The following is an 11,597-nucleotide window of genomic DNA, read 5'->3' on the forward strand; positions in this document are numbered from 1 at the left end:
TGCGGATCATCGTATCGGTCATTCTGCGGCTTCCTCTTGCGGGCCCATATTATGGCCGAGGAGCTTCAACACGTCCTCGGCGGCCTGGATCAGGTTGGTGCCGGGTCCGAAGATCGCCTGGACCCCGGCATCACGCAGCGCCTGATAGTCCTGTGCGGGAATAACGCCACCCGCGATCACCTTGATATCCGCGCGTCCCGCCTCGCGCAGGTGGCCGATCAGCTCGGGGATCAGCGTCTTGTGCCCCGCCGCGAGGCTCGACGCGCCGACCACGTCGACGTCCTTGGCGAGCGCCAGCGCGGCGACCTCCGCCGGGGTCTGGAACAGCGCGCCCGGCACGATCTCGAACCCCAGATCGCCGAACATCGACGAGACGAGATTGGCGCCGCGGTCATGCCCGTCCTGCCCCATCTTGGCGACCAGCATCCGGGGCTTGCGTCCCAGCCGCCGCTCGGTCGCTTCGACCCCGTCGGTCAGCCGCGTCCAGCGCGCATCGTCCTCATACGCGCCGCCATAGACGCCCGACACCGGCGTCGGCTGCGTGCCATAGCGCCCGAACACATCCTCCATCGCCGACGAGATCTCGCCCAAGGTCGCCCGCGCCCGCGCGCACTCGACCGCGAGTGCGAGCAGGTTCTCGGACCCCTTCGCCCCGTCGCGCAGGGCATCCAGCGCCGCCCGGCACGCCTCCTCGTCGCGCGTCGCCTTCACGCGCGCGATCCGCTCGACCTGGCCGGCGCGCACCGCGACATTGTCGACGTCGAGGATCTCGATCGCGTCCTGTTCGGCGAGCTTGTACTTGTTCACCCCGACGATCACGTCCTCGCCGCGATCGACGCGCGCCTGGCGTCCCGCGGCGGCCTCCTCGATCATCGCCTTGGGCCAGCCTGCCGCGACGGCCTTCGCCATCCCGCCCTCGGCCTGGATCCGCTCGATCAGCGTCCATGCGCCATCGACGAGGCTCTGCGTCAGGCTCTCGATATAATAGCTGCCGCCGAGCGGATCGACGACCTTGGTCATCCCCGTCTCTTCCTGCAGCACGATCTGCGTGTTGCGCGCGATCCGGGCGGAGAAGTCGGTCGGCAGCGCGATCGCCTCGTCGAGCGCGTTGGTGTGGAGCGACTGCGTGCCCCCCAGCATCGCCGCCATCGCCTCGATCGTCGTGCGCATGACGTTGTTGTACGGGTCCTGCTCGGTCAGCGAGACTCCGCTCGTCTGGCAGTGCGTGCGCAGCATCTTCGACCGCTCGTCCTGCGCGCCCAGCTGCGTCATCGCACGGTGCCACAGCACGCGCGCGGCGCGCAGCTTGGCGATCTCCATGAAGAAGTTCATGCCGATCGCGAAGAAGAACGACAGCCGGCCGGCGAACTTGTCGATGTCGAGCCCGGACGCGACGCCGTATTTCACATATTCCATGCCGTCGGCGATCGTGAAGGCGAGCTCGTGGAGCTGCGTCGCCCCCGCCTCCTGCATGTGATAGCCGCTGATCGAGATGCTGTTGAACTTGGGCATCTCGCGGCTGGTGTAGCCGAAGATGTCCGAGATGATCCGCATGCTCGGCTCGGGCGGGTAGATGTAGGTGTTGCGGACCATGAACTCCTTGAGGATGTCGTTCTGGATGGTCCCGTCGAGCAGGTGCCGCGGCACGCCCTGCTCCTCGCCCGCGACGATGAAGAAGGCGAGGATCGGGATCACCGCGCCGTTCATCGTCATGCTGACCGACATCTTGTCGAGCGGGATGCCGTCGAACAGGATCTTCATGTCCTCGACGCTGTCGATCGCGACGCCCGCCTTGCCGACATCGCCCGTCACGCGCGGATGGTCGCTGTCATAGCCACGATGCGTCGCCAGATCGAACGCGACCGAGAGCCCCTTCTGCCCCGCGGCAAGATTACGCCTGTAGAACGCGTTCGACGCCTCCGCGGTCGAGAACCCCGCATATTGCCGGATCGTCCACGGCCGCCCCGCATACATCGACGCCCGCACCCCACGCGTGAACGGCGCGAACCCGGGCAACCCCGGATCCGCAGTCACGTCCTCCGCGGTATAGAGCGGCTTGACGTCGATCCCCTCGGGCGTCGCCCAGGTGAGGTCGGCGCCCTTCACCTCTTTCGCGGCAGCAGCCTCCCACTCGGCAAGCGTCGGGTTCGGTTTGTCAGTCATACTCTAGTTCCCCGGCGAAGGCCGGGGCCCAGCCCTAAAATAAATCGCGCGCGGCAGCGCGTTCGATGCTGCGCATCGAGCCTGGGCCCCGGCCTCCGCCGGGGAACGAGAAGCGCGCGTGGTCACGTCCCCGTGAACACCGGCTTGCGCTTCGTCAGGAACGCGATCCCGCCCTCCATCGAATCCGCCGACCCGCGCGCCGCCCGCTGGTTGACCGCCTCGGCCTCCATCGCGCCCGCATAGTCGCTCGCATACGCAGCCGTGATCGCACGCCGCATCAGCCCCAATGCCACCGTCGGCATCGCCGCCAGCCGCTCCGCCAGCGCGAACGCCTCCGCGTCGAGCGCGTCGTCCGCGACGACCTTGTGCACCATCCCCCAGTCGAGCGCCTTCGCCGCGGGCACGCGCTCGCCCAGCATCATCATCTCGGTCGGCGCGACGAACGCCTGGAGGAAATACGCGCTCTCGCTCGCAACGCAGAAGTCCGCGGCGAGCGCGAGGCTGCACCCGATCCCCGCCGCCGGCCCGCGCACCGCGCTCACCACCGGCACGCCCAGATCGGCGATCGCCGCCATCGCCGGGTTATAGCTCCCCGTCAGCGCCGTGTAGGTCGCCGCACCCGGATCATCCGACCCCAGCGCCCCGCTACCGACATCCGCCCCCGAACAGAACGCGCGCCCCGCGCCTGCGATCAGCACCGCCCGCGCACCGTCGAGCGAGGCGACCGCCGCGGCGATCTCCTCGAACATCGCCGGCGGCGCCGCATTCAGCCGGTCGGGGCGGTTGAGCGTCAGCACCAGCACGTCGCCACGCCGCTCGCTCAGGATATGCTCGGCCATCAGTGCCCCCCTTTCGGTGTTTCCATGAGTTCGACGAGCATCCCGCCAAAGTCCTTCGGGTGGACGAACACGATCGGCGTGCCATGCGCGCCGATCCGCGGTTCGCCGAGCACCGTCGCGCCCTTCGCCTTCAGATCCGCGACCGCCGCCTGGATGTCGGGCACCTCGAAACACACATGATGCTGCCCCCCGCCGGGTTCTTGCGCAAAAACCCCGCGATCGGCGAGCTGTCGTCATAGGGTTCGATCAGCTCGATCTGCGTGTTGGGCGCATCGATGAAGCACACCTTTACGCCCTGCGCGGGCAGGTCGAACGGCTCCCCGATCGCGGTCGCACCGAGCAGCACCCGGTACGTCTCGACCGACTTCGCGATCGACGGCGTCGCGACCCCGACATGGTTGAGGCGGCCCAGAGGCGTGGCAAGAGTCATGAAGGGGTCCAATCCACGGTCGGTAGCATCATCGGCCGACCAATCCGGCGACGCGTGCCAGAGCGAGCGGGTTGTAGCCGGTTATCGTCGCGAGCGGAGCGCCTGACCGATCGAACACCAATGTACGGGGGATGAGCATGTCGGCCGCCTTGGTCAGTGATCGGATCTGGCTGTCCGGCAGCACGGCATAAGCATCCGGCGCCATGCCGTATTCGACCATATAGCGCGCGAGATCCTCTCGCGACGCACCCGGATCGCGGACATTGAGATAGATCAGATTAAGATCGCTGCGGCCGAACCGACGGCGAAGGTCAGCGATTTTCGGCGCTTCGCTCCGACAAGGTCCGCACCAGCTTGCCCAAAGCGTAATGACCGTCGGGGCGCCCGTATGCACGAGATCGCGGAGCAGCGCCTTTCGGCCATCGGGAAGCGTGATCGGCAATTTTCCGATCACGGCAAGCGCGGGCGGCGGCGGACCGTCATCAAATGATCGTACGACCAGAATTCTGCCGACCAAGACGACCAGAAGCGCTATCACGACACAGCCGAGCGCTCGCCACCATCGACGGCGCGGCGCACCGGGCGCGTCGGTATCGATGTGACGGCGTTTCACTATTCGCCCTCCGCCGCGGGCGGGGCAGGCGGCGGCGGTGGCACGACGCCAAGCGTATAGCCGCACACGCCGAGCACCTGGCGGACCATCGCATCGCTCGCCGGCGCGGCGAAATTGGCCTGCACCGCAAAGCCCGCGCCGTTGGTCGTCTCGACGCGCAACGTCTTCGATTTGACGAGGAACGTCGTCAGCCGCGTGATCGCCTCGGGATCGATGATATACGTCCCCGTCCCCGGAAACTGCCAGTTATAGGTAAACGCCGGCCCGCCATCGAAGCGCACCGCGACGGGCTTATCCGCGCCCTGCCCGAGCGACTGCGGCTGGATGAACTGGATCGACACGATCGGCTCGGTGCCGACGTCGCACTTCACGACGAACCGCGACAGCCCGTCATTGCCCGTGACCGACGCGGAGATGCTGCGCACCCCCGCCGGATTGGTCCGGTCGGCGAGCTTCCACGCGGGCGTTGCCCCCCGTGCCCGTCGCGACCGCAGCCTGCGCAAGCAGAAGCGCGATCATTGCTCGATCCTCGGGGTCGGCCGTATCCCGGACCGCATTTCCTCGAACGTTTCCAGACGGATCAGGCGTCCGTTGATCTGGATGACCGAGTCGACCACCCGTCGCACCTGCCCGTTGGTCGCGGCGAGTTCCTCGTTCAACCGCTCGACCTTGCTGCGGAGCAGGATGACGGATCTCGATCGTCCGCATCGCGTCGCCGATCATGCCCATGCGGTATGCTCCGCGTCGGACAACCCGGCCTCGCGCAGCCTGGCGTCGATATCGGCGCGCAGACGCTGCTGCCCCTCGATCGCCGCGTCGAGCGCGGCGTGCATCGCCGGGAGCGCCTCGTCGAGTTCGTGGATCAACAGCTTGAACCGATCGTCCTCGGTCATGTCGCCCTCCACGACATAACGCGAGGTCGCCTCGCGAACGACATGCCCGACCGACATGCCGTTGCTCGCCGCAAACGCGTCGAGTGCCGCTTTGTGATCGGGCGTGGTCAGAAACGTCACGCGTTCGGTCTGCATGTCACGACTCCTTCGCATGACATGATAATGTGCTTGGCATGCCCCAACAAGCCGCCCCTTCAGAGCGGGATGTTGTCATGCTTCTTCCACGGATTCTCGAGTCGCTTGCCGCGCAGCTTGCGCAGGCCCAGCGCGATCCGCCGCCGCGTCGAATGCGGCTGGATCACCTCGTCGATGAACCCCTTGGACGCCGCCACGAACGGATTGGCAAAGCGCGCCTCATACTCCGCGGTGCGCGCCGCGATCTCCTCGGGCGTCTTGCCGCGGAAGATGATCTCGACCGCGCCCTTCGCGCCCATCACCGCGATCTCCGCGGTCGGCCACGCATAGTTGAGGTCGCCGCGCAGATGCTTCGACGCCATCACGTCGTACGCGCCGCCGTACGCCTTGCGCGTGATGACGGTGATCTTGGGCACGGTCGCCTCGGCATAGGCGAACAGCAGCTTCGCGCCGTGCTTGATGATGCCGTTATGCTCCTGCGCGGTGCCGGGCAGGAAGCCGGGGACGTCGACGAACGTCACGATCGGGATCTCGAACGCGTCGCAGAAGCGCACGAACCGCGCCGCCTTCTTCGAGCTGTTGATGTCGAGCACGCCCGCCAGCACCATCGGCTGGTTCGCGACGAAACCGACGGTGCGCCCCTCGATCCGGCCGAACCCGGTGATGATGTTGGCCGCATGCGCCGGCTGCGTCTCGAAGAAATCGCCCTCGTCGACGACCTTCCGGATCAGCTCGTGCATGTCGTAAGGCTGGTTCGCCGAGGCCGGCACCAGCGTGTCGAGGCTGTTCTCGATCCGGTCCCAGTCATCCGCGGTCGGCCGCTCGGGCACGCCCGCACGGTTCGATCTGGGGAGGAAGTCGAAGAAGTCGCGCGCCGCGAGCAGTGCCTCGATGTCGTTCTCGAACGCGTTGTCCGCGACCGACGTCTTGGTCGTGTGAGTCACCGCGCCGCCGAGCGCCTCCTGCGTCACGACCTCGTTCGTCACCGTCTTCACCACGTCGGGGCCGGTCACGAACATGTAGCTCGAATCCTTCACCATGAAGATGAAGTCGGTCATCGCAGGGCTGTAGACCGCGCCGCCCGCGCACGGCCCCATGATCAGCGAAAGCTGCGGCACGACGCCGCTCGCGAGCGCATTGCGCTGGAACACCTCGGCATAGCCGCCGAGCGAGGCGACCCCCTCCTGGATGCGCGCGCCGCCGCTGTCGTTCAGCCCGATGATCGGCGCGCCGACCTTCATCGCGCTGTCCATCACCTTGCAGATCTTCTGCGCATGACGCTCGCTGAGCGACCCGCCGAATACCGTGAAATCCTGGCTGAAGACGAAGACCAGTCGGCCGTTGATCGTGCCAGAGCCCGTGACCACGCCGTCGCCGGGGATCACCTGATCCTGCATGCCGAAATCGACGCAGTTATGCTCGACATACATATCGAGCTCCTCGAACGATCCCTCGTCCAGCAGCACGTCAAGGCGCTCCCTTGCGGTGAGCTTCCCCTTGGCGTGCTGCGCTGCGATCCGCTTGATACCCCCGCCCACTCTTGCGGCTTCGCGGCGTCGTTCAAGCTCTTCGATCGTCGATGACATCGTCTCTCCGTCCTGCTGATGGCCTTCACAGAGCGGGACGCTTCGCGCAAATGCAATGTTGCAAACTTGTAGCGACCATGTTTGCAAACTAGGTTCGGGGTATGACCACACCCCCCGCCGCCTCTTCGTCGGACACCGGCTGCGCGACCTTCGCGGGACGCTCGGGATCAGCCAGGCGGCGATGGCGGTCCGGATCGGCATCTCGGTCAGCTATCTCTCGCAGATCGAGAATGGCGACCGCCCGGTCAGCGAGGCGGTGCTCGTCACATTGGCGCGCGAATTCCCCGCCGACTGGGGCAGCATCGACGCCGCCGACGACACCGCGTTGCTCGTCGCGACATTGGAGGCCGTCACCGACACCAGCGTCGCCGCACCGACGCTCGACGAAAGCGCGATCCGCCGCGCGGTCAAGCACCAGCCTTTGCTCGCGCAACGCCTCGTCGCGATGCACGACGCCTATCGCCGCGCGCAGGAACAGTTGCGCGCGCTCGACGACCGTCTCGTCGCCGGCTCGGGCGCACCCGGACTGCTCCCCTGGGAGGATGTCCGCGACTGGTTTCACGCCGCGGGCAATTATGTCGACACGCTCGACCGCCGCGCGGAGGAAATCGGCGAGACGCTCGGCAGCGACCGGATCGCAGCCCTCGAGGCACGGCTCGCCGCACGCGGCGTCTCGGTGACAATCTCGGGCGCACTCGCCGCGCCGTTACGCGACTATGACGGCGCGACGTTGCGGCTCGACGGATCGCAACCGGGCGAGACCACGCTTTTCTCGCTCGCGCATCAGGTCGCGCGCAGCGAGTTCGCCGACCTGATCGCCGATATCGTCGCCGCCTCCGACATGGCGTCGGAGACCGCGCGCGCGCTGCTGACCGCAGGACTCACCAACTACGCCGCGGGCGCGATCGTCATGCCCTATACGCGCTTCCGTAGCGAGGCGCGCAGCGTGCGCCACGATATCGACCGGCTGCGGCGGATCTTCGGCACCAGCTTCGAACAGACCTGCCACCGGCTCTCGACCTTGCAGCGCCCCGGAGCGCTCGGCATCCCGTTCTTCTTCTGCCGCGTCGACATGGCGGGCAACATCACCAAGCGTCACTCCGCCACCCGCCTCCAGTTCGCGCGCTTCGGCGGCGCCTGTCCGTTGTGGATCGTCCACGAGGCGGTGGCGATCCCCGACCGCATCCTCACGCAGCTGATCGAGACGACCGACGGCATCCGCTACGTCTCGATGGCGAAGGGGCTGGTGAAACCGTCCGAGACCTACACGCGCCCCGCCCGCCGCTATGCGGTGGCGCTGGGCTGCGAGGAGGCGAACGCCTCCGAATTCATCTACGCCGACGCGCTCGGCACCGGCGGCATCGCGACCCCGATCGGCTCGTCCTGCCGCATCTGCCTGCGCCCCGACTGCGACCAGCGCGCGTTTCCGCCGGCGGCGAGCGAAATCCGCGTCGACCCCAACCGCCGCGGCGCGGTCCCATACGAAGTGATGTGAGCGGCCCCCGGCCGCCCCAAACGCCCCCCCGGCGAAGGCCGGGGCCCAATTGGGGGACGGAAATAACGAGGGGCAGCGCGCCGTTACCACGACCTCCCCAATTGGCCCCGGCCTCCCCGGGGAGGCAGCCGTCCTGTCAGAACGCTCGCCCGAAAACCGTCATCCCCGCGAAGGCGGGGATCCAGACCGGCGAACGGCACTGACGCCCACAAAGGCCAGCCAGTCTGGCTTCCCGCCTCCGCGGGAATGACGAGGCTTGGCGAGAAGCCTCAGTCCTTCGGAAAGAACCGCTCCACCACATTACTCGCCAGTCGCGACGGCCGCAGCGTCTCCGCATCGAGACAGCACCAGCTCGACTTCACCTCGGCGAGCACATCCTCGCCGCGCTTGATGATCGTCTCGTAGAACGCGCGCGCGCCCTGCACCTTTTCGAGCAGCACCGTCGCGATGACGTCGTCGTCGAGGAACGCGGGCTTGCGGTACGTGATCTCGTGTTTGAGCGCGACCCACAGATGCCCCGCCACCGCATCCGCAGGCGCAAGCCGCTGCCAGTGATCGATCACCGCCGCCTGTACCCACTTCAGATAGTTCGCGTTGTTGACGTGACCCATGAAGTCGATGTCGGCCGGCTCGATGCCGATGGCGTAGGTGTGGGGAATGGCTGTTGACACGCAGGACATATAGCACGCGAAGCTGAACATAGCGATGACGCGCCGGCTTCGATACCGACAATAAACGCTATTCCAGCCACCGCGCGCCGCGCCTAGCATTGCGACAGCGCCCGCCTCTTGTGTTGCCCAAATGCAACACCATGTCTTGGCCAACACCGAACCCATCCCACAGGAATGCGTCATGAACATCGACAAATTCACCGACCGCGCGAAAGGCTTTCTGCAATCCGCGCAGACCGTCGCGATCCGCATGAACCATCAGCGGATCGCGCCCGAGCATCTGCTGAAGGCGTTGCTCGAGGACGAACAGGGCATGGCCGCGGGGCTGATCGCGGCGGCGGGCGGCGACGCGAAGCGCGCGACGTCCGAGACCGATCTCGCGCTCGCGAAGATCCCCGCCGTGTCGGGCTCGGGCGCGCAGACCACGCCGGGCATCGACAATGACGCGGTCCGCGTGCTCGACCAGGCCGAACAGATCGCGACCAAGGCGGGCGACAGCTTCGTCACCGTCGAACGCCTGCTCGTCGCGCTCGCGCTCTCGCTCAACACCGCCGCGGGCAAGGCGCTCAAGACCGCGGGCGTCACCCCCGAGGGGCTCAACACCGCGATCAACACCGTCCGCCAGGGCCGCACCGCGGACACCGCGGGCGCCGAGGACCGCTATGACGCGCTCAAGAAATTCGCGCGCGACCTCACCCAGGCGGCACGCGACGGCAAGCTCGACCCCGTGATCGGCCGCGACGAGGAGATCCGCCGCACGATCCAGATCCTCGCGCGCCGCACCAAGAACAACCCCGCGCTGATCGGCGAACCCGGCGTCGGCAAGACCGCGATCGCCGAGGGCCTCGCGCTGCGCATCGCGAACGGCGACGTCCCCGATACGCTCAAGGACCGCCGCCTCATGTCGCTCGACATGGGCTCGCTCATCGCCGGCGCGAAATATCGCGGCGAGTTCGAGGAACGGCTCAAGGGCGTGCTCGACGAGGTGAAGGCCGCCGAGGGCGACATCATCCTGTTCATCGACGAGATGCACCAGCTGATCGGCGCGGGCAAATCCGAAGGCGCGATGGACGCAGGCAACCTGCTGAAACCAGCCTTGGCGCGCGGCGAGCTCCACTGCGTCGGCGCGACCACGCTCGACGAATATCGCAAATATGTCGAGAAGGATCCCGCGTTGCAGCGGCGGTTCCAGCCCGTCATGGTCGGCGAACCCACCGTCGAGGACACGATCTCGATCCTCCGCGGCCTCAAGGAGAAATACGAGCTCCACCACGGCGTCCGCATCACCGACGGCGCGATCGTCGCCGCCTCGACGCTGTCGAACCGCTACATCACCGACCGCTTCCTACCCGACAAGGCGATCGACCTGATGGACGAGGCCGCAAGCCGGATCCGCATGGAGGTCGAGTCCAAGCCCGAGGCGATCGAAAATCTCGACCGCCGCATCATCCAATTGAAGATCGAGCGCGAGGCATTGAAGCGCGAGACCGACGAGGCGTCGGTCGACCGGCTCGACACGCTCGAGGGCGACCTCGTCAATCTCGAGGAACAGTCCGCCGAGCTGACGACGCGCTGGAAGGGCGAGAAGGACAAGATCAACGCCGAGGCCCGGCTCAAGGAACAGCTCGACGCCGCGCGCCTCGAACTCGAGCAGGCGCAGCGCTCGGGCGATCTCGCGAAAGCGGGCGAGCTCTCCTACGGCACGATCCCCGGTCTGCAACGCCAGCTCGACGAGGCGGCGGGCGCGAGCAAGGGCGCGATGCTGCGCGAGGAAGTCACTGCCGACGACATCGCCGGCGTCGTCAGCCGCTGGACGGGCATCCCGGTCGAGCGGATGCTTCAGGGCGAGCGCGACAAATTGCTCGCGATGGAGGCGACGATCGGCAAGCGCGTCATCGGCCAGGCGCATGCGGTCAAGGCCGTCTCGACCGCGGTCCGCCGCGCGCGCGCGGGGCTTCAGGATCCGAACCGGCCCTTGGGCAGCTTCCTGTTCCTCGGGCCAACCGGCGTCGGCAAGACCGAGCTGACCAAGGCGCTCGCCGAATTCCTGTTCGACGATCCCTCGGCGATGGTCCGCATCGACATGAGCGAGTTCATGGAGAAGCACGCGGTCGCGCGGCTGATCGGCGCGCCTCCCGGCTATGTCGGCTATGAGGAGGGCGGCGTGCTGACCGAGGCGGTCCGCCGGCGTCCCTATCAGGTCATCCTGTTCGACGAGGTCGAGAAGGCGCATGGCGACGTGTTCAACGTGCTGCTCCAGGTGCTCGACGACGGCCGCCTGACCGACGGCCAGGGCCGCACGGTGGATTTCAGCAACACGCTGATCATCCTGACGAGCAATCTCGGCAGCCAGTATCTCGCGAACATGGCCGAGGGCGACGACGTATCGTCGGTCGAACCGCAGGTGATGGAGATCGTCCGGTCGCACTTCCGCCCGGAATTCCTCAACCGGCTGGACGAAGTGATCCTGTTCCACCGTCTGGGGCAGGCGCACATGGCGCCGATCGTCGACATCCAGGTGTCGCGCGTCGACAAGCTGCTCGCGGATCGCAAGATCGTGCTCGACCTGACCGATGCCGCGCGCGCGTGGCTCGGCCGCGTCGGCTACGACCCCGTCTACGGCGCACGGCCGCTGAAGCGCGCGGTGCAGCGCTACCTCCAGGACCCGCTCGCCGACATGATCCTGCGCGGCGAGGTCAAGGACGGCACCACGGTCAAGGTCGACGAAGGCGACGGCAAGCTCGTGCTGCACGTCGCCTGACCCCGCGCCTG

At 67.1% G+C, this 11,597-nt stretch carries 10 protein-coding genes and 1 pseudogene; 2 read left to right on the forward strand and 9 right to left on the reverse strand.

Going from position 1 to position 11,597, the window contains the following annotated elements:
• Nucleotides 1-18 precede the first annotated feature (18 nt).
• The 8 genes and pseudogenes from scpA to QP165_RS09500 all read right to left on the reverse strand — a co-directional run bounded on the left by scpA (nt 19) and on the right by QP165_RS09500 (nt 6,659).
• Nucleotides 19-2,163 (reverse strand): methylmalonyl-CoA mutase, encoded by a 2,145-nt coding sequence (gene scpA, locus QP165_RS09465; protein WP_333995385.1) that lies wholly within the window; start codon nt 2,161-2,163, stop codon nt 19-21.
• Nucleotides 2,164-2,285: 122 nt separating this feature from the next.
• Nucleotides 2,286-3,002 carry an enoyl-CoA hydratase-related protein gene (locus QP165_RS09470; protein ID WP_333995386.1) on the reverse strand — a complete coding sequence of 239 codons (717 nt, stop codon included), beginning with the start codon at nt 3,000-3,002 and terminating at the stop codon, nt 2,286-2,288.
• Nucleotides 3,002-3,432 (reverse strand): annotated as a pseudogene (mce, locus tag QP165_RS09475) (methylmalonyl-CoA epimerase). The gene QP165_RS09470 and the pseudogene mce overlap by 1 nt, the downstream one beginning before the upstream one ends.
• Before the next feature lie 28 nt (nt 3,433-3,460).
• Entirely contained in the window at nt 3,461-4,111 is a 651-nt protein-coding gene (locus QP165_RS09480) for a TlpA family protein disulfide reductase (protein WP_333995388.1), read from the reverse strand.
• Nucleotides 4,045-4,548 (reverse strand): hypothetical protein, encoded by a 504-nt coding sequence (locus QP165_RS09485; protein WP_333995389.1) that lies wholly within the window; start codon nt 4,546-4,548, stop codon nt 4,045-4,047. The genes QP165_RS09480 and QP165_RS09485 overlap by 67 nt, the downstream gene beginning before the upstream one ends.
• A 12-nt stretch (nt 4,549-4,560) precedes the next feature.
• The gene (locus QP165_RS09490) at nt 4,561-4,704 is read right to left on the reverse strand and encodes a hypothetical protein (RefSeq protein ID WP_333995391.1); all 144 of its coding nucleotides are present in this window, start codon (nt 4,702-4,704) and stop codon (nt 4,561-4,563) included.
• A 60-nt stretch (nt 4,705-4,764) separates the two neighbouring features.
• Nucleotides 4,765-5,073, reverse strand: a complete 309-nt coding sequence (locus tag QP165_RS09495) for a hypothetical protein (RefSeq protein ID WP_333995394.1) — start codon at nt 5,071-5,073, stop codon at nt 4,765-4,767.
• 59 nt (nt 5,074-5,132) lie between these two features.
• Nucleotides 5,133-6,659, reverse strand: coding sequence for an acyl-CoA carboxylase subunit beta (locus QP165_RS09500; protein ID WP_333995396.1), 1,527 nt, complete (start codon nt 6,657-6,659; stop codon nt 5,133-5,135).
• A 55-nt stretch (nt 6,660-6,714) separates the two neighbouring features.
• On the opposite strand from QP165_RS09500, the gene QP165_RS09505 reads away from it, so the two are divergent.
• Nucleotides 6,715-8,154: a helix-turn-helix domain-containing protein gene (locus QP165_RS09505; RefSeq protein ID WP_333995398.1), complete on the forward strand. Its 1,440-nt coding sequence runs from the start codon at nt 6,715-6,717 to the stop codon at nt 8,152-8,154.
• A gap of 269 nt (nt 8,155-8,423) precedes the next feature.
• Here the strand turns inward: QP165_RS09505 and QP165_RS09510 are convergent, their stop codons facing one another.
• Nucleotides 8,424-8,825, reverse strand: coding sequence for an acyl-CoA thioesterase (locus QP165_RS09510; RefSeq protein WP_056019034.1), 402 nt, complete (start codon nt 8,823-8,825; stop codon nt 8,424-8,426).
• 181 nt (nt 8,826-9,006) lie between these two features.
• On the opposite strand from QP165_RS09510, the gene clpB reads away from it, so the two are divergent.
• On the forward strand, nt 9,007-11,586 hold the full coding sequence (gene clpB / locus QP165_RS09515) for an ATP-dependent chaperone ClpB (RefSeq protein WP_333995399.1): 2,580 nt from the start codon (nt 9,007-9,009) through the stop codon (nt 11,584-11,586).
• Nucleotides 11,587-11,597: the final 11 nt, after the last annotated feature.

This window comes from Sphingomonas sp. 22R3R2A-7 (assembly GCF_036856055.1).
In the GTDB taxonomy this organism is placed as follows: Bacteria; Pseudomonadota; Alphaproteobacteria; order Sphingomonadales; family Sphingomonadaceae; genus Sphingomonas.